The following is a 23,349-nucleotide window of genomic DNA, read 5'->3' on the forward strand; positions in this document are numbered from 1 at the left end:
TGACCCCATCTTTTTTTACCATAAATCGGTCTAACCTTTGTTAGCTATGGGTCTTGACGGGGTTGTCACCCCCTGAAGTTCGCGAAATAACGGACATTTTTTTTGAACTTCATTCGGATCGATTGCCATCAAGAGCGAAGGTGTATGGTATCCTTTATAAAAGCGTGCTTTATCGCGCTCGACTTCATATTGAACACTTGACTCAATTAAAGCTTTTGATAGTTTTTCTCGACAGCAATCTCTTTTAGAATCATATTCACTAAATGATTCTGGAGGAGCAAAAGAAAGTTTTCTTTGTGTACTTAGCCACCAACGCATCCGTTCATGTCTGCCTCTAAAATCTCAATGTTTAGCTATTGAATTATTCCAATCAGCAATAATAATCCAAGCTTCGATTTCCGGCGCTGCCAACCCAACAAATTTTTCGATGTCAGCACATTCTGGTATTTTTGATATGACGGTAGATTTTTATAATTCTTTGGTTGTCAAAAATCGAATAATTGGTTGATTCATACGATCGCTCGGGTTATACTTCAGAAAGTTAGGGCAGGCAAGATGCCTACCCTACAAAGGTAAAAAAATATTTTTTTACCTTTTAACTCTCGAATTTCGGATTAGCCGTTACTGAACAAACTTCTTGAATGCCAGTGTCACGTTGTGGCCGCCAAATCCAAAGGAATTCGACAGCGCCACATCAACTTTTAGATCGCGGCTTGTATGAGGAACATAATCCAAATCGCACTCAGGATCGGGATTTTCCAGATTAATTGTCGGCGGGATTTTGTCATTGGCGATCGACATTACCGTCGCCACCGCCTCAATTCCCCCAGAACCGCCCAAAAGATGGCCGGTCATCGACTTGGTAGAACTAATTGCTATTTTGTAAGCATGGTCTCCCAAAGTCTTTTTAATCGCTTTCGTTTCCGTAGAATCGTTGGGAAGCGTGCTCGTGCCGTGAGCGTTGATATAGCTCACTTGATCCGGCGTCAAACCCGCATCCTTGAGCGCTAAAGCCATCGCCCGCGACGCACCTTCCCCCCCCGGTACCGGAGAAGTCATGTGATACGCATCGCAAGTTGAACCGTAGCCGACGATTTCTGCGTAAATCTTCGCGCCACGCGCCAGAGCGTGTTCCATTTCTTCTAGAATCAGAATGCCAGCACCTTCGCCGACGACAAAACCATCACGATCGCGATCGAACGGACGAGAAGCATGAGTCGGGTCATCGTTGCGAGTCGAAAGCGCCCTCGCCGCAGCAAAACCAGCGACGCACAAAGGTGTCACTGCAGCTTCCGTACCGCCGCAAATCATGGCTTGGGCGTAACCCCCCTGAACTAAGCGAAACGCATCGCCCACGGCATTTGACCCGGCAGCGCAGGCCGTCACCGTGCAAGAGTTTGGCCCCTTAGCCCCCGTGTGAATCGCCGTCAGCCCCGCGGCCATATTCGCAATCATCATGGGAATCATAAACGGGCTGCATCGATCGGGGCCGCGATTTAGATAGATCTCTTGCTGCTCTTCCAAAACCTTCAGGCCACCAATGCCAGTGCCAAGAATGACACCCACCTGTTCTGCGTTCAGGTCGTTAATCTCAAACTTTGCATCAGCAATAGCTTGTTTGCTCGCTGACACCCCAAATTGAGCAAAGCGATCCATGCGCTTTGCTTCCTTGCGCTCTAAATAGTCGTGTGGGTCGAAACCCTTCACCTCTGCGGCAAAGCGGCAGTCGTGCCGCGACGAGTCGAATAAGGTGATCGGGCCTATACCATTCTTCCCGGCAAGCAACCCGTCCCAATATTCGGACAAGGTATTGCCGATCGGTGTAATCGCGCCGAGACCCGTGATAACAACGCGCTTACGCTCTAAATTTGTCATGATTTCAGTTTCAAAAAATTAAACACCCAGAACGCAGAACAAAAGAGGAGTTTCCAGTTTTCTAACTTCTCTCCTCTTAGGGGAAAAGACAGGTATTTTATGCTTTTGGAGCTGCAAGTTTGCTGCTGATGAAATCTACAGAAGCTTGAACCGTAGTAATTCCTTCGGCTGCTTCGTCGGGAATTTCAATATCAAACTCTTCTTCCAAAGCCATGACCAGCTCTACAGTATCTAAGGAATCTGCTCCTAAATCGTTAGCAAAGTTGGCTTCGGGCTTGACTTCGCTCTTATCGACTTCCAGTTGCTCTGCCACAATTTTCTGGACTCTAGCAAAAATGTCGTCTTGGCTCATAACATCGTGTCCTCATTGGTTGCTGCGTATCTAATCTTATCCGAAAGGGGGATCTTCGGGGAAAAGGGTTGCCGCTTTTCTAACTGACCCTTTGTGTAGGGAGTGGGCCGTGGGCATTAGGCATGGGTGTCAAGTTAAGGACTGTTGCGGGCGTGCGATCGCTTTTATGAATAGTCCTGGACGCATAAACTCTATTTGACGGTGTAGACCCACCTTAACCGCTACAAATAGTGTTGGAAAGCAATTTTTGCGTCCAGGACTCCCCAGAAAAACTGGGATTACCGATCGCCACATTCATTACCATCAAGTCTTTTGGGCATCGATGCGATAAGATTCGATCGCTCCTCTAAGAATCTCCAGAGGTCGAAGCTTGCTACCGTGTGATAGGCAGCGACCATTATCTAGTCAAGGTAGCCGTTACATCGATGGCTAATTTTGAGCAAATCGAGATTATTAGAGCTGTGTCAACTCTACTCGATGTCCATCTGGGTCTGCCACAACTGCACGTCGTCCCCAAGCTGAATCCGCAGGAGGTGAAACAATTGAAGCACCATGCTTTTTCACTTCACAGACAACAGCATCTACAGAAGACACTTGAAATCCCAGCCGAGTTGCCGTCGTTGGTAGTGTTCCAGCAGTACACGGATAAATCTCAAAGGTGACACAGCCTACCTGACTAGCAAAATGCTCTAAACCATTGCCATGCTGATGTTTGATGAAATACAGACCCAGCCTTTGATAGAAGACAGTAGCTTGTTCAATGTTACCTGAGCGAATGACAACAAGATTCAGTTGGACTTTACTCATTGCTTTTATCAATTTCTGGACATGATTCATCGTGACCCAAGACTCGAACTATTTATGCACCAGGATGTTTGAACAACACATCAAACTCACTATTGGGTATTCTCAATCTTTCAGGAACGAGATAAGTCTGTATGGGTTATTTTAGCACTAACCCATGCCCAGGAAGCAAGATAACGGTAATTTCACCACCGCGCAGGCATCCTAAAACTCGTACTTGAACACGCATATAAAAGGATGGATTGTCTTCTAAATGTTGCATTACAAGATGCTTAACGATTACCTATGTTTCGCGATCGCCAATAGCTTCTCTGGACTCAACAACGGAGCCAACCATCTTTGCTTGCTTAATCTCGGCTGAAAAACTACAAATTTAACAGGCCCGATCTGTTCCGCCTAACGGTGTGATTGAGGGGCTGTCAAAACCATTGCATCTACACCAGTGACTTTCGCCAGTCGGCTCCAAGCGAATTGTTAGACAGCTTAACATCAACTCAACTTACAAGAGCAGAGATTGCACTTTGTTCATCAATTGTGGATGATTCCCCTCATTTCATGGATTTTCAGGAAGAAGCGCCTCAATATATGGGGCAATATAATTGCGACCTTTTTCGATATAGTACGTTGTAAACAGAGATTCAAACTCCTGTTTTACTAATTGAAGTGCAGCATTCAAACGTGGGCGACCGTATACTAAGAACTGAGCCGTCGAATAGGCATAGTATTCTTTCTCTTTATCGGCAATATTTTTCTTGAATGCATCTTGGTAAAGTTCACGTCCCTCCTCAATCAATTGTTTAATGGATGAAGTAAAATGAATTGACTCTCCACTTGGAAAATCTATTTTTTTATTTTGAATAAATCCAATCACTTTTTTCATGCATTCACGGGTCTGTTCAACTGATAAGCATTGCTCATCTTTTCGTCTAAACCCCCATTGAGTGCAACCATTTGTAACTTCAAGAACTCGTAAAATTGCGAGGTTATCAAGCTCTTTAGATGGGATTTTCTGCAATTCATGAATATGATGCTCAATCCGTTTACTAAATCCGTGGAAATCTGTTTCAAAGTAGTCTTTAAGCTCTTTGATCTGGGCTAACTTTTGCCAGTCGAACATTATTGAGTTTAACATAATTGAATTCCCTCCAAATCCTTCATGTTTAGGCAGTATGGGCGACTAAGGATTACCTCAATCCGCTCTAAATCCTCATTCTATCATAGCGATACTCAAGCGTTTTGAAATCTTGATCGTAGCTGACCCGATTGATCAAAACTTCAAGAACGCCTTCTTGAAGTTTTGATTGAACTCCTCGGCAATACTTCTGTCATGTGGACCAGCAAAGTAGCAACTCCCATCAAGGTAGGGAGAATTGTAGGAGAAATCAGTGGGTTGAAACCCCTCCTCCAGTAACTTTTGCCCTTTATCTTTTTGAGGAGCTTTGTAAATTGTGACGGTTTGGGGGAATTGTGCTTGACCAGACTGCATGATTTGACATCTTGGCTGAGATGAAAAGCAGTATCATAAACTACCCCTATGTCATGAACCAAATGATTTTGCAACTACCGACAGCATTGAAGTACAGTCGCACTTATAACCCAGCAAGCTAACGGTTTAGTTCAGCCACCTTGGCTTATTTACTCTTGAATCATAACACTCTAATGGGTCGGTTGTAACGATGTGTTATGCTTGAGCGCCTAACAATTACTTATGCTAGTGCGCTCGCCCTTCGCCTTTGCGAACTGGCAAACTTAGTAACTCTTTTTTGGTTGCCCAGCAGCGATCGCAGATACATAACTTTGACGGTGCGATCGCTTCCAGTGTCTAGACGAACCATCAGCGATGCAATGTTTCCAAAAGCACCTTAAGCAGATTAGCGCGATCGCCCCGCCACCCACCTGAACACTGCGTCCTCATCGATAATAATTGTCTAAAACTAGGTAAGGATATGGAGAGGGTAAACGAAGCAGGAAGCATCCCAACTTCGATCGCTCTCCTTTCTTGTCCCTTGCCTTTTCTCCCCTGCAGAAAAAATTATGCCATCCCCAAATCTCAAATATGCTTATTTTCCCGGTTGCGTAGCCCAAGGGGCTGCCCGCGAACTTTACCTGTCTACCCAAGCCCTCACTCAAGCGTTGGGGATTGAACTGGTGGAACTCAAAAAAGCTTCTTGCTGCGGTTCTGGCACTTTCAAGGAAGATTCGCAGTTACTCGAAGATACTGTCAACGCTCGCAATATTGCTTTGGCTGAGGAACTGAATCTGCCTTTGCTGACGCATTGCAGCACTTGTCAAGGCGTAATCGGTCATGTGGACGATCGCCTTAAGGATTGCCAAAAAACCGATCCCAACTACATAGAAAAAGTCAACGGTTTACTCAAAAAACAAGGCTGTTCGCCTTATCAAGGCAGTACCGAGGTGAAACATCTGTTGTGGGCGATCGTTGCCGATTACGGGCTCGACGAGGTGCAGAAGCGAGTCACCCGCAAGCTTTCTGGCTTGAAGTGCGCGTCTTTTTACGGATGCTACCTGCTGCGAGCTCAGGATAAGCTGCTTTACGATGACCCGCACCAACCCGAATCGATGGAAAATGTGTTTCGGGCGATCGGGGCAACTCCGGTTTATTATCGAGGGCGGACGCAGTGCTGCGGCTGGCCGTTGGCGAGTTATGCCACTAACCAATCTTTTCAGATGGCAGGCAAACATATTCAAGATGCTCTTGACAATGGCGCTGATTGTATGGTAACGCCTTGTCCCCTTTGTCACTTGAATTTGGATTCGCGACAGCCGGAGGTGGAAAAAGTAATCGGGCGCAAATTGAGTTTGCCGGTGTTGCATTTGTCGCAATTGGTGGCTTTGGCTTTGGGTGTGGAGCCAAAAAAACTAGGGCTCGATCGACATATTGTTTCAACTAAGCCCGTGTTAGAAAAATTAGGCTTTTAGTCGATCGATTTGCGCCGCTTTGTAGTAAGGACTTTAGTCCTTTCTAATATCCAATCCAGGTTTGTAGTAAGGATTTTGGTTCTTTCTAAGATGCAATCCCGTTAGATCGGAATTATACCCGAATGCTAGCGGGAAGCTCGATCGCGCTCATACATTCTTGAGCTGATAGAAGATGCCAGCCAAAATTTGTCCTTTTGTGCGGATAGGTAGTCTAGTCTTCTTCTTGTGGGGCAACAATAGCGCTGCGGAGTTCTGACTCTTTGTCGGTTAAGCTGCTGGACTATCCCATTTATTCCCGATCTTAGCTCCTTATCAGACATCCCAAATTGGTTTTTTAAGCTATTGACACCACCAAAAGATGAAGCAGTCTAACGGCGGGGGCTTCAACGGACGGCGTTACAAGGGGGCTACACCACTGATAACCTGTGCCTGAGTTCGTTGTCAGCCCTTGTTTGACTGCGATTGTTAGAGCGCATTCGATAGCCAGATTTACACTCAATAGCAAGTGTGGTGGTTGGTAGGTTAATATGCAGATAACAGAAACAGAAGTTGTATACCATTACACAAAATATTTTTTTAACACTTCCTAACTGGCTAGCTCTTGACAAGGAATAAGGAATGAAACGGAACCCAGTAAATCTCACACGTTCGGTATTGCTATGGGCAATGCTAGGAATAATTTGTGGTTTATTTGCTGCAACTTATTGGATGTTTTTGTCTTACATAATGCAGGGATTTGAATATTTTAGTGGAGTTTCTCTACTAATTATTATGCCCCTTGCTGGTTTGCTCATCGGTTTGCTCATTCATTGGCTGGGAAATCCTGGCGAAATAGGGTTGATTATTGACAATATTCATCTCAATGGTGGGCGGTTACCCATGAACGAAAATCCTTCGATGATTCTGTCGTCGCTAATCAGTATTGCAAGTGGAGGCAGTGCTGGTCCAGAAGCACCAATGGTGCAAGTCACAGGTTCAATTGGTACGTGGTTGGCCGATCGCTTTAAATTGACCGGAGAGGCACTACGAACTTTGAGTATTGCTGGCATGGCATCTGGTTTTACAGTTTTGTTCGGTGCTCCTTTGGGTGGTACTTTTTTTGCTTTAGAAATCCTGCACCATCAGAATGTTGTGGAGTATTTTGAAGCAATATTGCCTGCGGTCGTGGCAAGTTGTGCAAGTTACACCATCTTTGTAGGAATTACCCAGCTTGGAATTGGCCCTACCTGGCATTTTCCTCAATACAATGTGGACAGCCTTTATGACTTTGCCGCAGCGATGGCTTATGGAATCGTAGGGGCAATTATGGGGTGGTTTTTTATCGCTGTATTTCGCAGTGTTGGTCGCTTGTTTGATTCAATACGCAGTCCCATCTATGTGCGAACTACTTTAGCTGGGCTAGCACTGGGTGTTTTATCAGCTTTATTTCCGCTCACTCGTTTCTTTGGCGAACATCAAATTGAAAAAATTGTTGAGGGAAACTTTTCTTTGGGATTTGTCTTAACTTTAGTTATTGCTAAAGTGTTTGCCATTAGTACGACCGTAAATGGAGGCTGGCGGGGGGGGATTATCATCCCACTCTTTTTTATAGGAGCCTGTTTAGGAAAGGCAATCGCTATCATTAATCCCGCGTCCAACGAAACTTTGGCAATGATTTGTGTAATGGCTGCTCTGAATTCAACAGTTACTCGGACTCCAATTAGTACAACTCTGCTACTCGCCAAATTAACAGGATTTAGCACTTTTACACCGATTCTCTTCGCTAGTCTCGTGGGTTTCTTCTTGGCTCCCCGATCTCCCTTCATTACCTCACAGCGTAAAATTGATTGACAAACGCCTAGAAATCCTCTAATAGCTCCGTGTAGCCGTAAAAAATACGTGCAATTTGCGAGTGTCGAGTCTCAAGGCTTCTGCCATTACAAATGCACCAATGGCATCAAACAACATCTAGCCGTTGATACCAGTCAGCTTGCTGTTTTTTATCCATTGCACATTTTGCACCATTCTTAAGAACAGGCTTTCCGGCCTGTTCCACAACAAGTGCATTTTCTTGTGGGGTGGGCATGAGAGCCCGCCCATAGAAGGGTTATTGATAATGGTGCAATATCTCAGATCCCTTGCACAAAAACCAGTGTGCTCGAGGACTGTGGCTTGATGAAATGTTGATTCACCACTGCGATTACTTTCACACTCGGGCTCGTCAATATTCCGAAGACGATCGTTCTGCAAGGGCAAGGGCAAGGGGTATCACCCGGCTCGGCTCATCCCAGAGAAAGTAAAAACTCTATCCCCAGATTATGACCCAGATCCGGTTTAAACTCGCACGGAAACTAACGAAAGCCGAAAAAATGGCGCTGGAGGGGAAAACTGGATTTGTCGTGGTGGCAATTCGCGCTCGTGATTGAACGGTCAAATCCTTGGATGTAAAGCTGTAAGAGTTTAGTCAAGCACTTTGAGCAGACTCTCACCAATGTCACTGCGAAACTCAATTTGTATTTCATAAGGCTGATGCTCAAACGGTTGGCGAATGATTGAGATCCCAAATGGGTTCTATCAGAGTCCCAGCGTGAATAACTGTGAAGTTTTGTCGCTTTTTCGCGAAGTGCTTCCAGGCACTGCGGTAGACTAACCTTTAATTCTCTGTGCAGGCTATAGCGGTGGCATCTCGCCGTCAAATCTGTTAATTCGCAGAGCAAGCAAATTTTTAGTGACTCGTTGGGAGCCTTTATTCAATGTCTCATTCAGTCAAAATTTACGATACTTGCATCGGCTGCACTCAATGCGTCCGCGCTTGTCCGACTGACGTTTTGGAGATGGTGCCCTGGGATGGCTGCAAAGCAGCTCAGATTGCCTCTTCTCCCCGCACCGAAGACTGTGTAGGCTGCAAGCGTTGCGAAACTGCTTGCCCTACCGATTTTCTCAGCATCCGGGTTTACCTGGGAGCCGAAACCACTCGCAGTATGGGTCTAGCTTACTAAAAATCGATCGACACGCCGATCGAATTAGGGGCACAAAAGAGGGGGCAATTTAATTGCCCCCTCTTTTTTTGTCGCGGAATCTGCATTCTGGGGCCGGAAGAAGGTAAAAATGATAAAACTTGAGTTTTATTGCGATCGCTAAGCAGGAGTAGTACGTTAAATGTGCGGAATCGTTGGCTATATCGGCACGCAAGCAGCAAGCGAGATTTTGCTAGCAGGATTGGAGAAACTAGAATACCGGGGCTACGATTCAGCGGGCCTCGCTACCATCTCCGAAGGAGAAATTACCTGCATCCGAGCAAAGGGCAAATTGCACAACCTCCGGGAAAAGTTAGCAGAGATAGACTCTCCCGCTCCCATCGGCATCGGACACACCCGCTGGGCAACTCACGGCAAACCAGAAGAATATAACGCTCACCCTCACATGGATAATAGCGGGCGAATTGCGGTAGTTCAAAATGGAATTGTCGAAAATTATCGCGAGTTGCGGAAAGAATTGAAAGCAAAGGGACATAAATTTGTCTCGGATACGGATACAGAAGTTATTCCTCATTTAATAGCTGAATTTTTGAAAGAAGCAAGAAGGGAGAACGAAGAAAGAAAAGATAGAAAAACAGAAAGAGTGGCTGATTTATCGTTTTTGGAAACTGTTTTAAAGGCGGTAAATAAATTAGAAGGAGCTTTTGCGATCGCCGTTATCTGTGCAGATTTTCCGGAGGAAATAATTGTCGCCAGACAGCAAGCTCCTTTGGTGATTGGCTTTGGTGCAGGCGAATTTTTCTGCGCTTCCGACACGCCGGCCTTAGTATCTCAAACCCGCACTGTTTTGTCCTTGGAAAATGGCGAATTAGCAAGGCTAACTCCGATGGGAGTCGAAGTTTACAGCTTTGCAGGAGAAAGGCTGAAAAAAAGCCCGCGCATCCTTGGTTGGAGTCCGGTTTTAGTCGAAAAACAAGGCTTCAAACACTTCATGCACAAGGAGATTTATGAACAGCCAGCCGTAGTCCGAGCTTGTTTGGAGGCTTATTTAGACAGCGATTGGCAGCCAGGAAATCCGCGCTCTCCCATCAATCTCAACTTGCCCAAGGAACTTTGCGCCGATGTCGAACAAATTTCAATTCTCGCCTGCGGAACGAGCTGGCACGCTTCGCTAATTGGCAAATATTTGTTGGAACAATTAGCTAATATTCCGACTGCCGTGCAGTACGCTTCTGAATACCGCTACGCGCCCGCACCGCTGACAGCAAATACTTTAACTATTGGGGTAACACAGTCGGGAGAAACGGCGGACACACTGGCTGCTTTGGGGATGGAACAGCAGCGCCGCGCGGGTTTTACCGATAAATTTCGGGCGAGAATGTTAGGCATTACTAACAGAACCGAAAGTTCGATCGCCCACATGATGCCGCAGGTAATCAACACCCATGCTGGTATAGAAGTCGGCGTTGCTGCGACTAAAACTTTTGTGACTCAGTTGATGGCATTCTATTTCTTAGCTTTGGATTTGGCGCACCAGCGGCAAACAATCAGCACGGATAGATTGGCAGAAATTATTGCTGGTTTGCGCCAGTTGCCGGCAGAAATTGAGAAGTTTCTGGAGATTCAAGAACAGTATGTGGAGGAATTGTCCCACCAGTTTACAGACACCCAAGATTTTATTTTTTTGGGGCGGGGAATTAACTTTCCGATTGCTTTGGAAGGGGCGCTGAAACTGAAGGAAATTAGCTACATTCACGCCGAAGGATATCCGGCGGGAGAGATGAAACACGGCCCGATCGCCCTTTTGGACGCAAAAGTGCCTGTAGTGGCGATCGCCATGCCAGGAAGCGTCTACGAAAAAGTGCTTTCCAACGCTCAAGAAGCGAAGGCGCGCGACGCCCGTTTAATTGGTGTTACGCCGAAGCAAGGTGTGGCGGAAGCCGATATTTTTGACCACATTTTGCCGGTGCCTTTGGTGGATGAATTGTTGTCACCGATTGTGACAGTGATTCCCTTGCAATTATTGGCTTATCACATTGCGGCGCGTCGGGGTTTGGATGTGGATCAGCCACGAAATTTGGCGAAGTCGGTGACGGTAGAATAAAGGAAGTCATTAGTCAGTAGTCATTGTATTCTGAAAATAAAGTTGTACACTACCTCAGACTCCTTACTGATCAAGGGTTTTGGTATCTGGTGTACAACTTTAGGCGTAAAGTTTTGTACGAGATATCAACGCTTTCGAGCGTTTTCGGTGTACAACTTTATTTTGCATACACAGTCATTAGTCATTAGTGGGTTGTTGGTTGTTGGTTGTTCGTTCTAATAACCAATAACCAATAACCGATGCCCGATGCGCGATGCCCAATGCCCGATCGTCTATTCCCTCTGGCTGACTCCGCAAATTGCGGCTAACAGCAACCAGCTTGTAGTATTGAGTCGAAAATCAAACAGCGTCACATCTACAGTGTTAAAAAGCGTACAGGCGGCGAAGGCTAATAAATAACTGAAAAAAATTAGGCGGTCGGCCGCTCTTACATCTTCATAAGCAACCTGGTTTGTGATAGGAACTCTAGATTTTTTATGAAGAAATAAAGCATTTTTTGCTACTTCATGTGTTGCTATTTTCTCGTGTTTAATATCCCCACGAAAAAGAGGCCAATTCCCCAGCAGCAAAACACCCCTAGCCAAAACCCAACCAACTAAACCAAACAAAAAAAGCGTTGCGGGTATTCCCGTTTCCGCAGTCAACATCAGTATCAAACTGTGAGGATGACCGAGCCATTCTTGCATCTGAGCTTGATAAAGAGGCGTAAAATTTCGCAATCCCCAACCAGTCCAAGGACGCTGCTGAGTCATAGACCAAGCAAATTCCCACTGAGTTTTTCTCAAAGTAGCAGTCGGCCGATTTGGGAACATCTCGTCCGTGAGTCTAGCCCAAAAGAAAGCCGGAACAATTGTTCGTAAAGATTGCCGCAGTGGTTCCGGGCCAAAGGCAGACAAAAAAATTGTGCTAGCCACACTCAAAACCGCAGCTAATAATTTTTTATAACCCGCATAAAATGCAAAAGCCAAAACTGCCAAAACTGCCATTACCCAAGCATTGCGAGAATTAGTAAAAATCAAAGCAAGAGCATTTCCGATCACTGCAATACTTAAAAATAGGAATTGGGCATTGGGGATTGGCCATTGGGCATTGGGCATTGGTAAGTGGTGACGACTGACAACTGCCAACTGACAACTGACTTCTTCCATCCACAGTCCCAGTGCTAAAATAAAAGCAATTGTCAGATAGCAAGCTAAAATATTAGCGTACATAAATACAGAAGCCATACGGCCGGGGGGATTGCCTTGGGGTGCGAGTACCCAGCCAAAAACAGGCTGCAATTGATCGATGCCGCTCCAGCCTAAAAATTGCTGTCCCAGGCCTAAAATTATCACTGGAATTGAACTAATTACAATTATCCAAGACAATTGCCGCAATTGAGGCAAAGTTTGAATTAAACTGCTGAAAGCGGCAAACAATATAAAGAACGGCAAGAAATTGTACAACCCTACAAAAGCCTCAATGCGGTTGTGGGCAAAAACCGCTGTGATGACTAGCAGCGCGCTCAGAATTGCGAATCCTCGATTCAACGGGCGGCGACTAATTTGACGGAACTTTTGCTTGCAAGTGCCGGCCAATCCCAGGAATAAACCTAAAGCTCCCAAAATCGGAATTAAGGGAAAAATCAGCATCCCCACTTGAGCGAAATTCCAAGGGATTTGCAGGCGGGGATCTGGATGTTTTTGGAGGCGAGACTTGAGATTTTCGGCTGTCTGTTTGGCAGCTAATTTCAACCGATTTTTGATATTCACTCACACTCCCAATCTCAAATCTAAAATCTACAATTTACCATCGTTAAGCTAGTTCCCAAACGCATTCCGATCGCGTCAGGCGTATTTGAGCTAAGGCAAAAATGGTCGGGATAATGCGGCCGTAGTTCGTGGAAATCGATCGCCAACCCAAATCCGCTAAAAACCAAGTCCACATCACCGGGCCGACCAACGAAAATACGCTCCGCGTCGCACCGTAACGAGCCGCACTCACCGCCATACCGCGCCGCGCCGTCTGAATTGCGACATAATTTTGAAACTGGGTTGCTGCAGTTGCAGTGCCTGCAAGCACTCCTTGTTTTGCCATTTGATAGGTGGCAAAATGCAGCGCAAATTGATTGGCCATTAGTTTGAGCAGCATTGGTTTTAAGATGGAACTAACAGCTAAAGCGCTGCCACCTTTGAACAGCAAACCGAGCGGGTCTTTTTCTGCAGAAATTGGCAGGGGTTCTGAGAGTTTAGAATCAACGATCGCTCGCTGTACGCGCACTGTCAGCGCTTGCTGTTCGTCTGCGGGTAAACGCTTCCACGCGCGGCCCATTAAGTGCAGAAATACTTCTGCCTCTAAGTCGGTGGTTGACAACTGTCTGGGATAAGGGATTTTGAGATAGCGACAAACTTGAATTAGTGCTTGTCTGTAAGTTACTTGTTGGGTTCGCCCTCTGAGTACCGTCAACCCGTCGGCTGCAAGATAGCGAAACCGCTGTTCTACGGCGTCGAGCCATGCTTGGCGATCGCGACTTTGTACATCTATCGGTGCGGGGGTTTGCACGTAATCTAAAGGGTTAAACTTGCGGCTGAACAGAAGTTCTGTTAGTTGCTGCAATTCTTCTTCTGTTGTCAATTCGAGTGCTGCTCTGAGTTCGTCCAAAATTTTGCCCTCCCCTATTCGATTTTAGATTTTAGATTTTAGATTTTAGATTGCTGCTGGTTGACAACCATTAGGATTTAGGATTTACCTACAGTGGCATTTTTTGATCTGGTCTTAATCATGGATTCGTGCTGTCCTTTATTCTACTACTTGGTGCAGGGCGATGGCGTCGGGTTCCGCAAGCTACGGCTCTTTTAAGCCATCAGTAAGGTACAAATTTAGCTCGCAGCCTTTAAGCTGATGTTTAGATTCACAAGGCTGACTGATTGATTATGTTCGATGTTGCGGTGATTGGTGCGGGTATGGCGGGGCTGAGTTGCGCTCAACGGTTGCGTAAAGCTGGTTATTCTGTAGCTGTTGTTGAGAAATCTCGCGGCGCGGGGGGACGTGTTGCTACCCGCCGCGTACAGGGTACTAGGGCCGATCACGGGGGGCGGTATCTGGAACCGCAGGGGGATGCGGTGCAGGGGTTAATTGAGGCTTTGGTCGATCGGGACATCCTCAAACTCTGGACTGATACTGTCTGGGAATTCAGACAGGGAAAACTTTCTGCTATTCCTAGTTCTTGTTATGTCGCACCAGGGGGTATGAATGCTATCGGTAAGTATCTAGCGGAGGGTTTAGAAATTTGGTTTGGTCGCCGCGTACAAGCTATTTCTATTACAGATAACCAAATGTGGCAGCTTTCTCTAGAAGTTGATGACAATTTACAGACGCCTCAAGAATTGATTGCTAAGGCTGTTGTAGTAGCAATTCCTGCTCCTCAAGCCTTAATGTTTTTGAATTCAGAAATCGGTTTGCAATCTGATTTTCTTGACAAATTGCGTACTGTGGAGTACGACCCTTGCATTACCGTTATGGCTGGCTATCCTGCGGCAAAACAGCAAGATTTGAGTAATCTAAATCCGCAGTGGCAAGCTGTTACTTTTCGAGATGATGCTGATTTAGCTTGGATTGGCTTAGATAGCAGCAAGCGGCTTGAGTCGCAGCAGCCTGTGTTTGTGGTTCACAGCAGTGCTTCTTTTGCCGATCGCCATCTAGAATCTGCCGATTTGCCAACAGTCGGTCAAGAATTGCTCGATCGCACTTCTGAATATTTAATTTCTTGGCTGAAACAGCCGGAATGGTTGCAGGTTCACCGCTGGCGCTATGCTTTTTGTCGAAATCCTTTGCCTGTTTCTTGTTTGGCGGCTGGGGGGACTTTGCCGCTGGTTTGTGCGGGGGATTTGTGCGGGGAAGGTCAAATAGAGGGTGCTTTGCGATCGGGTCTGGCGGCGGCTAATTGGATTAATTCCCAATTGCAGGATTTGCCCTTAGATGCAAGCCTAAATTGGTAATATGGGTAAAATTAATGTATCGATTTTGCCTCTAACGCTATGATTGCCATCCCGTCTGGGTTTAGCCCCGAAGATTACCTTGCCCTCGAACGTGATAATACCGTCCGGCATGAATATCGGCGCGGTTTGGTGTACGCGATGGCGGGAGGTAGCGATGACCACAGCCGTCTCTGTATTAATTTTATAACTGCGATTAACCTTCACCTGCGCGATGGTGACTGTCAGTTTTTTTCGGCTGATGTCAAGGTGAATTATGCGGATGCGTTCTTCTACTATCCAGATGCGTTTGTCACCTGCGATCCGCGCGATCGCGAAGATCGTTATGTGAAGCGTTATCCCAAGTTGATTGCTGAGGTGCTATCCCCTTCGACGGAAAACTTTGATCGCGGTGAGAAGTTTGAGGATTATCAACAGCTTGAATCGTTGGAAGAGTATGTTTTAATCGCGCAGAACCAGATGCGGGTGGAGTGTCGTCGTCGGGTGCAGGATGCGAGTTCCCTGCGGTGGGAAACGGTGGTTTATGAAGCAGGCGATCCGGTGATGCTGCCGAGTATTGGGCTGGAGATGCCGATCGAGGAGTTATATCGGGGTGTGAGCATACTCTGAACTCCTCAGCTTCGATCGATTGAATTGCACTAACGCTTTATTTTGGAGTAGTGGCCCTTTATCCCAATCGCTGCACCTCTTCCAGCGACATGAGAAAGCGCGTGGGCAACTTGTTCCACGTTAAACCCATTGCTAGTAGTTGGGGGATGGCATCTCGTTGTGTTTGCTCCACGCGATCGATCGACTTGCGATCGAACTGATGCTCTGTTATAGCCCAATACGGTTCACTTAAGGCTAGGCTGTGCTTAAAACAGTAAAAATAGGAGGATTCATTTTTATTCCAGTACCTCTATGTTGAACTTTTTTGGAGATGAATTTTGAAACAGGCTTTTTCACCACTCTTGGGTTATTTCTCTGAATTATTTCCGGTAAACTTTGGTCAAGTATCTCCAAAGTTAACCAACTTAAAAAAAGGGAAGTTCTTGTGGTTCTAATCGCTGAATTTTTGGGAGTGCACGACGAATAACTCGTAATGTTCCCGTAAAAGACAGACGTAATGGTGAAATCTCTGCACCCCAAGCTGCTTGACAAATTAATGACCGCACCGCCCAATGTCCTAATAATAGACCATAAATTTCTTGCACTACTTCCTTCGGTCTTTGAGAACGAATATGAGTTTTTCGCTCTAAGAGATGTACTTTGAGTTCATCTATTGTATTTTCGACTTCCCACCGTTGATGATATTCGCAAGCTAGTAACTTGGCGGGAAATTTTTTAGTATCCAACAAACTTGTAATCAAACGATATCTAATTTCGGCTTCCGGGTTCTCTAAATTTTCAATTTTATACTCGATTACTCTAATTTTTATAGGTGGGAATCCTTTTTTTCTGAATTTACCTGGTGGATAAATCAAACTCAAATAAGAACCATCTTTTTGTTGTGTTTCGTTTGTGAATTTAACATTAGATGGAATTCTCCCTAAATAGTCACAACCCTTGCTGACAGTAGCTTCTACCATCGCATAGGAATGTAAACCTCTATCCCACATCAACAACATTTCTTTGGTAACTGAGCGTAATAATCTTAAAGCTCTTACTCTTTCTCCTATCTTATATGGACATATTAAGGCATCGAATATTAAATGTGTTCCTGCTTCTACTAAAATGACTAATCTAGCTTTTGGAAAGCCAGCTCTTGTACCTGGACGACTCCCTGGACGGCCAAAAACTCTGGCATTTTCATCACTGTCTGGGATGTCTAAGCAGGTTCCATCTATCGCTATAATTCTCAATCCATTGAGAAAAGCTCCTACTGTTTCAACCGTAGCCATTGGTTTTACCAACTGATGAAACAACTGTCTCATTACTCCTGCTCCTAATCTTTGTCTGGCTTGAGTAATAGCTGCTTTACATGGGATTTTCCAATATTTACCAGTTTTTAACCCGACTTCATTAAGGCCATCAATTAGATTTTTTAGCACATCCCGCATTGAGTCTTTTGACCACAAACTCATTGCTATTATTAGACATACTACCAGTTGTGATGGTAGCCCGCGATGCCGTTTTTCCTTAACTTTTGTTTTGAGAATCGCCAATTCTATTGCTGTTGATGGAATTGCTATCTCTATAGCTTTGAATATCTCCTTACTTTTGAGCTTGGGAGATTCTAATAATAATTTTTTTAAAGGCACTGTCCTTGATTTACTTTTTTGTACATAATACCTAGTTTACCCTTTTTTCAGCCTTAAGTGAACCGTATTGTGTTATAGCCTAGCGATTGTCGCTCGATGTGTGTATCTGAATATAGCCATCGTTCTGAAAAAATCGATCGCACGACCTACAAAAAAATGGAAAAATGGTGTTAAGTCCCACTTTTCCAAATTTTTATTTTTGTGCTGTTTCCTGCTGTTTTGACTCTTGTTCTTGCATCTGCAATAACTCGGGAACTGTTACGAAACTGTACCCTTCCTTTCTCAATCGAGCAATAATCTCAGGTAAAGCTTTGACAGTTCTTGCTCGATTGCCGCCGCCGTCGTGCATCAGCACAATGCCGCCGGAATTTGCCTGCCTCATCACGTTGTCGATTAAAGATTCCGTAAGAGTGCGCCAATCAAAAGAATCAGCAGACCACATCACAACTGCATAATTTTTCTTTTGAGCGTAAGCTGTCAATCCATTGTTTAAAATGCCTCCTGGCGGGCGGAACATCGATGTTTGGATGCCGGTCAACTCCTCAATTAAGGATGAAGTGCGATCGATCTCGCGATCGGCACCGTCTTCGTTATACTGAAGGTATTCATGATTCCAAGTGTGATTGCCGATCGCGTGACCTGCTGCTGCGACCTGTTGGCCAATTTCGGGAGAATTTTTCAGGTATTTTCCTACCCAGAAAAATGTAGCCTTAATATTATTTTCCTTGAGAATATCTAGGATTTGTGTAGTTGTTTTCGGCCAAGGGCCGTCGTCAAATGTCAGGGCGATCGCCTTGCGCTGGGAGTCGAGTTTCGCGTGACTAATGGTTGTACCTTGAAACTGATCCGGTACGGCTGATTGAAATCGGATTGCCTGCACTTGGGCTAGAGCCTGTTGGGAAAATTCTACTCGATTGGCGATTGCCTCGGAGAACTTATTAATATTGGACATCGGCTGTTGTTCTTGGGACTGGGATACGGCCAAGACTTGCGCCTGAATCGGTTGCAAGGGCTGATTTGCCCGGAAGTTAATTGGCCATGTCACACCCAGCAAAAAACTTCCTGTTGCTGCCATCAAAGCAACGATTAAAGTTTTTCGCCGCCTCCACAGCCGTTTCAATTTTGTCACGTCATTGTCTCCTTCACACCTTGCACAGTTAATTTGAGATTTTATGTTGATATCAAGTTAATCCACTTAAGAGGATAATCTTAAATTGGACTGCCAGTAAAAATGCTACTGGAAATAACCGATCGCGGGGAAGTCCATCCGGATAAAAAAATTTAAGATTTGTGTGCCAGAAATCCCCTAACCCATAAAAACGTGGGATGGTTGAACTTTTTCCCCAGCCAGGGGGACGGCGCTCAAGTCGGATTCATGGCACGATATTCTTCGGGACTCAGCCCGCATCAGCCCGCGTCCCTAGCTGACACTGCAAGATGTGATGAGTTTAACCTGAGAGGTTGCACTATTGTTAATAAGCCTTTCAAGGGCGGGTTAGAAGATTCCACCCCACAAGAAAATTTAGTCTTTGTGGGATAGATGGGAAAGCCTATTAAGCGAGAATGGTGCAAGATGTGAGTTTAACCCGATTTGATATGAGGGCGATCGCGCGCCCCCTGGCTCGTAAAATTAACTTTTAGGGCCGATTCTCTCTTTGTACAAGCCGACAATCCGATCGATAACTTCAGCAACAGTCAGATTGTCTGTTTGAATTTCCACAGCATCCGCCGCTTTACGCAAAGGTGCAACCTCGCGGGTGCTGTCCTTTTCGTCCCGTAGGGCGATGTCTTGTTCCAATTGGGCCAAGCTAATATTAGCCCGATCGGTATCTTTAAGTTCTAACAGCCGCCTGCGCGATCGCTCTTGTACCGAAGCCGTCAAAAAAATCTTCAGTTCCGCATCGGGAAACACGTTAGTGCCGATATCGCGGCCTTCTGCTATAATTCCGCCTTTTGTGCCGCAGCGCCGCTGTTCCTCCACCAGAAACTGCCGCACGGCGGGAATTGCCGCCATTTCCGAGACGCGGGATGTCACTTCCAAACTGCGAATTGCCTCGGTTACCTCTTCGCCGTTAATCTTCAACATCTTTGATGCGGGATCGAGGTTGTATTCCAAATAACTCGAACTGATTAATTCGGCGATCGCGCATTCGTCGGAAATCGGCGTGTCTGTTTTCAATGCCAGCCAAGTCAGCGCCCGATACATCGCACCGGTATCCAGATAAAACAAGTTCAAAGCAGTTGCGGCAAGGCGAGTTACGGTAGATTTGCCTGCTCCCGCCGGGCCGTCGATCGCCACAATGGGCCGGCGATTCCTGAGAATTATATTGTCAATCAAGCGAGTAGAGCCAACTCTGGCGGCCACGGCTAAAAGTCCCGCTGTTTCCACAACCTGCAACGGCGTCAGAGTATCGGAATCGACGATTTCGGCGTATTCGAGCTTTACTGCGGGTTCTTCTGCGACTGCTGCGCGGGCTGCTGCGAGTGCGGCTGCTGCGGTGCGGTCCCCTGAAGAAAAAGTTTCCGAGGCTTGTTGCAGCGCGCGGTAGAGTACGGAGGCTTGCTGTTTTTGCTCTGCTGTTAAATACAGATTGCGAGAACTCATTGCCAGTCCCGACTCTTCGCGGACGATCGGACAAGCGACAATCTCTACAGGCAAGTTAAAATCAAAGACCAGCTTCCGAATAATTGCTAACTGCTGGGCGTCTTTTTGACCGAAATAAGCTTTTGTCGGCTGCACCAAACTCAAGAGTTTAGTAACAATTGCCGCGACGCCCTGAAAATGACCGGGCCTTGCTTTGCCGCACAAAACCGATGTCATCGCCGGTGGCGGCACTACTTGAGTTAAGGATGAAAGGTGAATCTTTATCTGTTTTTGGGCGGTTTGCTCTGTTTCTGCGCCGACTGCTTGATGGCCGAACATTTCCGTTGCTGAGGGAGCAAATATGGCATCAACCCCAGCTTGTTCGCACAACAGCCGGTCTTGCTCGAAATTCCGAGGATAATCTTGAAAATCTTCTGTCGGCCCAAATTGCAGCGGGTTGACAAAAATGCTGACCAGGGCGATCGCATTTTCTTGCCTTGCCCGCTGGATCAAGCTCAGATGTCCTGCGTGCAAAGCTCCCATCGTCGGCACCAAACCGACTGTCAAATGAGGTGCAGCAGACTTTTGTAAATTTAAGTAGCAGCGAAGTGCTGCAATGGTAGTAAACAGGCGCACCGGTAGAATCTCCTGAAGGCATTCTGCAGAAGGCAGAATTTGTTTGTCGGAATTTGTTCGACTTGACATCTTCCACCATCCTGCCTTAACAGGCTTTCGGGCCTCTTCCACAAAGATATGGTGGAAGATGTCAGTTTTATTCTACTTTCTGCTTTCTAAAGTTCGGATAACTTTTGTATTCTGCCTTACAGTACCGTTCAGCGTTCAACTGTTGTTTGCTGCTGCGGTTCGATCACTTCGATTTCCACTCTCGCAACGCCACTGCTCATCATTCCCAGCACGCTGGCGGCGCCGGCGGACAAGTCAATGACCCGATCGCCCACATAGGGGCCGCGGTCATTAATGCGGACGACTACGGTGCGGCCGTTGTCGAGATTTCTCACCATGACTCTAGTTCCAAAAGGCAAGTGGCGGTGGGCTGCGGTCAAATCATTTTGGTTGAAACGCTCGCCGCTGGCGCTGAGGTTGCCGTCAAATCCGGGGCCGTACCAAGAAGCCCAGCCGCTGAGGCGCACTTGAACTGGGCCCATAGACAGCACGGGGGGTTCTGATTGGGGTTTGCCTGCGACTTTTTCTAGGGGTGGGGCGTTGCCCAGAAGCCGGCGGAGGCGATTGGTTGCTTGCAGGGCGTCTCGGCTAAAGTCTGTGGTGCTGTCGGGGAGGATTGTTTCGGCGTTGATGTTTACCAAGTCCTCGCCGTTTGCCTGGATAATGTAGCGATCGCCTTTTTCCCACTTAACGGTAATGCTGTTCGGATCGATGTTGTTGCGGGCTAGCTGGTTGAGTCTTGCTGCTAAGGTTGATGCCCGCCAAACTGAATCGGGTTCTTGGTTGCGGTCGTTGCTGGCAATGTTTCCGACTTTGGGATTTTCTCTGGCGCCCGCTACTTTTGACCGACTGCTAGCACCGGCTTGGCTGTTGCCAGCTTCTCCCATTTTCGTGTTTGTTTCCGGATTGGCGTTCAGAAAGGTGATGACTGGAATGTTTCGCACGTAGACTGTCGCTGCTTGTCGCCCGTCTAACTCGTGGGGCTGGATTTTGGCGATCGAGTCTCGGGCAATTTCAGCTCTTGCTTGATACTGATACTGTCCGACTTTTTGCGCTTCGACCCGACTCGCGTTTAACTGCCGGGACGGTTGGGTGGCAATTACTTGCTCGGAAACCGGAGAGTTTTGGTTGTCGGCACCTGTTGCTTGTGCGTGACAAGAGGATGCCGTTCCTACCACAGGAACTAACAGGACAGCGAGTAGACCACCAACAAATTTTTCCTTCATACGTCCATTTTTGTGAATAGCCATTGCCAACCGAGATTGGAGGATTGGCCATTTGGCGGCGGGCGTCAAGGATTTCTCTCTTGCCCTTCGCCATTCCCCCGTGAGTCAAAGCAAAGTATCGGGGTGCGTTTTTGCTTTCATGCTTCCGCCCCAAAAAAAATTGGCGGAAACTTCCCTGACACTTGACAACTCGTGCTCGATCCGCAATTTGTGTTTTGTTCACGAACTGCAACAGACTACCACAAACTTTTGCGGTTGGGGATCGCTGCGATCGCGATTTTCACCAAATATTCATCAAATTTTCTCCAAACCCTCTATCATAAAATCCTTTAGTTACAGTGCTTACAGCCGTTTCAGTTATTCCCGAAAAATTTATAAAAATTTACAAAAATTTAGTGTCTGTTGTGGGCTGCCGAATAGCTAGTGTGAAAAAAGCTGTTTGTCAACTGTTATGGCCATAAACTAAAAATTAGAAATCGATTTGGCGGACTTATGGATTATCGAGAAGCAGGTGTGGATGTTGAAGCGGGCAGAGCTTTTGTCTCGCGCATCGGGAGTATGGTCAAGAGCACGCACAGATCGGGAGTTTTGGGCGGATTCGGCGGGTTTAGCGGGTTTTTCAGCGTTCCGGAGGGTTTAAAAGAGCCGATTATGGTTTCGGGTACTGACGGCGTTGGGACTAAGTTGAAATTGGCCCACAATCTCGATCGGCACGACACGGTAGGTATCGACTTGGTGGCGATGTGCGTCAACGACGTGCTGACATCCGGGGCCGAACCCCTCTTTTTTCTCGATTATTTAGCGACGGGAAAGTTAAATCCCGAACAATTAGCTGCGGTGGTGGCTGGGATAGCTGACGGTTGCAAGCAAGCGGGCTGTGCTTTGTTGGGCGGGGAAACGGCAGAAATGCCCGGTTTTTACCAACCGGGAGAGTACGATTTAGCTGGTTTTTGCGTGGGAATTGTCGAAAAGAGCAAATTGTTGGACGGTTCGCAGGTGCGGGTAGGAGATGTGGCTGTGGGGCTGGCGAGTTCGGGCGTACACAGCAACGGTTTTAGTTTGGTGAGAAAAATTGCGGGCGATGGAGGTTTTGACTGGAATTCCCAACCCGAAAAGTTAGGTGGCAAAAGTTTAGGAGAAGTGCTGCTAACTCCGACTACAATTTATGTTAAACCAGTCCTCGAAGCAATTAAGAGTGGTTTAGATATTCACGGCATGGCTCACATTACGGGCGGCGGTTTGCCGGAAAATTTGCCCCGCTGTTTGGGAGTTAATCAATCTGTGAAAATTGACAGCAATAGCTGGCCAAATTTACCAATTTTCCAGTGGATTGCTGAAGCTGGCAAAGTTGCCACAGCAGATATGTTCAATACCTTTAATATGGGGATTGGGTTTGTGCTGTTGCTCGATCGCACAGAAGTCGATCTGGCTGTTAAATGGTTTGAATCTCAGGGAATTGGTGCGTTCGCGATCGGGGAAGTGATTGAGGGGAAAGGAGAATTGATAATGGATAATGGGTAATGGGCAATTAGTAAGAAGCAATCGCAGGGGCTGAAGATTGCTTCGCTTTGCTTTGTGCAATAACAGACAATCTCAATCTGCCTTTATC

General features: G+C 46.4%; 20 protein-coding genes. 7 read left to right on the forward strand and 13 right to left on the reverse strand.

All coding sequences use genetic code 11. The features are described from left to right. Positions 1–30: 30 nt before the first annotated feature. The 6 genes from QUA71_RS17705 to QUA71_RS17730 form a co-directional block, all read right to left on the reverse strand. Positions 31–318: a hypothetical protein gene (locus tag QUA71_RS17705; RefSeq protein WP_333286917.1), complete on the reverse strand. Its 288-nt coding sequence runs from the start codon at positions 316–318 to the stop codon at positions 31–33. Between the two features lie 303 nt (positions 319–621). Beyond that, positions 622–1,875 carry a beta-ketoacyl-ACP synthase II gene (gene fabF, locus QUA71_RS17710; RefSeq protein ID WP_333286919.1) on the reverse strand — a complete coding sequence of 418 codons (1,254 nt, stop codon included), beginning with the start codon at positions 1,873–1,875 and terminating at the stop codon, positions 622–624. 97 nt (positions 1,876–1,972) lie between these two features. Then, a complete protein-coding gene (gene acpP / locus QUA71_RS17715; protein WP_006633716.1) occupies positions 1,973–2,227 on the reverse strand; it encodes an acyl carrier protein in 255 nt (84 codons plus the stop codon). Between the two features lie 453 nt (positions 2,228–2,680). Then, positions 2,681–3,034, reverse strand: a complete 354-nt coding sequence (locus QUA71_RS17720; RefSeq protein WP_333286921.1) for a VOC family protein — start codon at positions 3,032–3,034, stop codon at positions 2,681–2,683. Positions 3,035–3,584: 550 nt separating this feature from the next. Then, on the reverse strand, positions 3,585–4,163 hold the full coding sequence (locus QUA71_RS17725) for a hypothetical protein (protein ID WP_333286923.1): 579 nt from the start codon (positions 4,161–4,163) through the stop codon (positions 3,585–3,587). A gap of 574 nt (positions 4,164–4,737) precedes the next feature. Further along, on the reverse strand, positions 4,738–4,866 hold the full coding sequence (locus tag QUA71_RS17730; protein ID WP_333286925.1) for a hypothetical protein: 129 nt from the start codon (positions 4,864–4,866) through the stop codon (positions 4,738–4,740). 199 nt (positions 4,867–5,065) lie between these two features. Between QUA71_RS17730 and QUA71_RS17735 the strand changes: the two genes are divergently transcribed. Together QUA71_RS17735 and QUA71_RS17740 are read left to right on the forward strand one after the other, a co-directional pair. Further along, positions 5,066–5,971 (forward strand): CoB--CoM heterodisulfide reductase iron-sulfur subunit B family protein, encoded by a 906-nt coding sequence (locus QUA71_RS17735; protein WP_333286927.1) that lies wholly within the window; start codon positions 5,066–5,068, stop codon positions 5,969–5,971. A gap of 618 nt (positions 5,972–6,589) precedes the next feature. Continuing rightward, positions 6,590–7,801, forward strand: coding sequence for a chloride channel protein (locus QUA71_RS17740; RefSeq protein ID WP_333286929.1), 1,212 nt, complete (start codon positions 6,590–6,592; stop codon positions 7,799–7,801). A gap of 106 nt (positions 7,802–7,907) precedes the next feature. Here QUA71_RS17740 and QUA71_RS17745 read toward each other — a convergent pair whose 3' ends face one another. Next, positions 7,908–8,036, reverse strand: coding sequence for a hypothetical protein (locus tag QUA71_RS17745; RefSeq protein WP_333286931.1), 129 nt, complete (start codon positions 8,034–8,036; stop codon positions 7,908–7,910). Positions 8,037–8,703: 667 nt separating this feature from the next. On the opposite strand from QUA71_RS17745, the gene psaC reads away from it, so the two are divergent. Beyond that, positions 8,704–8,949 (forward strand): photosystem I iron-sulfur center protein PsaC, encoded by a 246-nt coding sequence (gene psaC / locus QUA71_RS17750; protein WP_015175986.1) that lies wholly within the window; start codon positions 8,704–8,706, stop codon positions 8,947–8,949. A 160-nt stretch (positions 8,950–9,109) separates the two neighbouring features. After that, complete coding sequence (gene glmS / locus QUA71_RS17755; protein WP_333286933.1) at positions 9,110–11,032, forward strand: glutamine--fructose-6-phosphate transaminase (isomerizing); 1,923 nt, start codon at positions 9,110–9,112, stop codon at positions 11,030–11,032. Between the two features lie 272 nt (positions 11,033–11,304). On the opposite strand, the gene QUA71_RS17760 is transcribed toward glmS, so the two are convergent. Together QUA71_RS17760 and QUA71_RS17765 are read right to left on the reverse strand one after the other, a co-directional pair. Beyond that, complete coding sequence (locus QUA71_RS17760; protein WP_333286935.1) at positions 11,305–12,783, reverse strand: O-antigen ligase family protein; 1,479 nt, start codon at positions 12,781–12,783, stop codon at positions 11,305–11,307. Between the two features lie 43 nt (positions 12,784–12,826). After that, positions 12,827–13,672 carry a YaaW family protein gene (locus QUA71_RS17765; protein WP_190659331.1) on the reverse strand — a complete coding sequence of 282 codons (846 nt, stop codon included), beginning with the start codon at positions 13,670–13,672 and terminating at the stop codon, positions 12,827–12,829. Between the two features lie 272 nt (positions 13,673–13,944). Here QUA71_RS17765 and QUA71_RS17770 point away from each other — a divergent pair, with 272 nt between their 5' ends. Together QUA71_RS17770 and QUA71_RS17775 are read left to right on the forward strand one after the other, a co-directional pair. Beyond that, positions 13,945–15,009 (forward strand): FAD-dependent oxidoreductase, encoded by a 1,065-nt coding sequence (locus QUA71_RS17770; protein ID WP_333286937.1) that lies wholly within the window; start codon positions 13,945–13,947, stop codon positions 15,007–15,009. Between the two features lie 39 nt (positions 15,010–15,048). Further along, positions 15,049–15,615: a Uma2 family endonuclease gene (locus tag QUA71_RS17775; protein WP_190659327.1), complete on the forward strand. Its 567-nt coding sequence runs from the start codon at positions 15,049–15,051 to the stop codon at positions 15,613–15,615. Positions 15,616–16,019: 404 nt separating this feature from the next. Here QUA71_RS17775 and QUA71_RS17780 read toward each other — a convergent pair whose 3' ends face one another. From QUA71_RS17780 to QUA71_RS17795, 4 genes are all read right to left on the reverse strand, one after another. Further along, the gene (locus tag QUA71_RS17780; protein ID WP_333286939.1) at positions 16,020–17,246 is read right to left on the reverse strand and encodes an IS4 family transposase; all 1,227 of its coding nucleotides are present in this window, start codon (positions 17,244–17,246) and stop codon (positions 16,020–16,022) included. Between the two features lie 193 nt (positions 17,247–17,439). Further along, the gene (locus QUA71_RS17785) at positions 17,440–18,375 is read right to left on the reverse strand and encodes a polysaccharide deacetylase family protein (protein ID WP_333286941.1); all 936 of its coding nucleotides are present in this window, start codon (positions 18,373–18,375) and stop codon (positions 17,440–17,442) included. A 501-nt stretch (positions 18,376–18,876) separates the two neighbouring features. Further along, positions 18,877–20,466, reverse strand: coding sequence for a bifunctional pantoate--beta-alanine ligase/(d)CMP kinase (locus QUA71_RS17790; RefSeq protein ID WP_333287000.1), 1,590 nt, complete (start codon positions 20,464–20,466; stop codon positions 18,877–18,879). A gap of 197 nt (positions 20,467–20,663) precedes the next feature. Next, positions 20,664–21,740 carry a septal ring lytic transglycosylase RlpA family protein gene (locus QUA71_RS17795; protein ID WP_190659349.1) on the reverse strand — a complete coding sequence of 359 codons (1,077 nt, stop codon included), beginning with the start codon at positions 21,738–21,740 and terminating at the stop codon, positions 20,664–20,666. Positions 21,741–22,232: 492 nt separating this feature from the next. Here QUA71_RS17795 and purM point away from each other — a divergent pair, with 492 nt between their 5' ends. Continuing rightward, positions 22,233–23,261, forward strand: coding sequence for a phosphoribosylformylglycinamidine cyclo-ligase (purM, locus tag QUA71_RS17800; RefSeq protein WP_333286943.1), 1,029 nt, complete (start codon positions 22,233–22,235; stop codon positions 23,259–23,261). Positions 23,262–23,349 lie beyond the last annotated feature (88 nt).

Source organism: Microcoleus sp. MON1_C5, from assembly GCF_036701875.1.
Lineage (GTDB): Bacteria > Cyanobacteriota > Cyanobacteriia > Cyanobacteriales > Microcoleaceae > Microcoleus.

Coding starts and splice junctions, on each gene's coding strand:
- QUA71_RS17745 (WP_333286931.1), bottom strand. CDS start 8,036: ATGCCCACCCCACAAGAAAATGCACTTGTTGTGGAACAGGCCGGAAAG.
- QUA71_RS17705 (WP_333286917.1), bottom strand. CDS start 318: ATGCGTTGGTGGCTAAGTACACAAAGAAAACTTTCTTTTGCTCCTCCA.
- QUA71_RS17775 (WP_190659327.1), top strand. CDS start 15,049: ATGATTGCCATCCCGTCTGGGTTTAGCCCCGAAGATTACCTTGCCCTC.
- psaC (WP_015175986.1), top strand. CDS start 8,704: ATGTCTCATTCAGTCAAAATTTACGATACTTGCATCGGCTGCACTCAA.
- fabF (WP_333286919.1), bottom strand. CDS start 1,875: ATGACAAATTTAGAGCGTAAGCGCGTTGTTATCACGGGTCTCGGCGCG.
- glmS (WP_333286933.1), top strand. CDS start 9,110: ATGTGCGGAATCGTTGGCTATATCGGCACGCAAGCAGCAAGCGAGATT.
- QUA71_RS17725 (WP_333286923.1), bottom strand. CDS start 4,163: ATGTTAAACTCAATAATGTTCGACTGGCAAAAGTTAGCCCAGATCAAA.
- QUA71_RS17740 (WP_333286929.1), top strand. CDS start 6,590: ATGAAACGGAACCCAGTAAATCTCACACGTTCGGTATTGCTATGGGCA.
- QUA71_RS17770 (WP_333286937.1), top strand. CDS start 13,945: ATGTTCGATGTTGCGGTGATTGGTGCGGGTATGGCGGGGCTGAGTTGC.
- QUA71_RS17795 (WP_190659349.1), bottom strand. CDS start 21,740: ATGAAGGAAAAATTTGTTGGTGGTCTACTCGCTGTCCTGTTAGTTCCT.
- acpP (WP_006633716.1), bottom strand. CDS start 2,227: ATGAGCCAAGACGACATTTTTGCTAGAGTCCAGAAAATTGTGGCAGAG.
- QUA71_RS17730 (WP_333286925.1), bottom strand. CDS start 4,866: ATGGTTCGTCTAGACACTGGAAGCGATCGCACCGTCAAAGTTATGTAT.
- QUA71_RS17720 (WP_333286921.1), bottom strand. CDS start 3,034: ATGAGTAAAGTCCAACTGAATCTTGTTGTCATTCGCTCAGGTAACATT.
- QUA71_RS17735 (WP_333286927.1), top strand. CDS start 5,066: ATGCCATCCCCAAATCTCAAATATGCTTATTTTCCCGGTTGCGTAGCC.
- purM (WP_333286943.1), top strand. CDS start 22,233: ATGGATTATCGAGAAGCAGGTGTGGATGTTGAAGCGGGCAGAGCTTTT.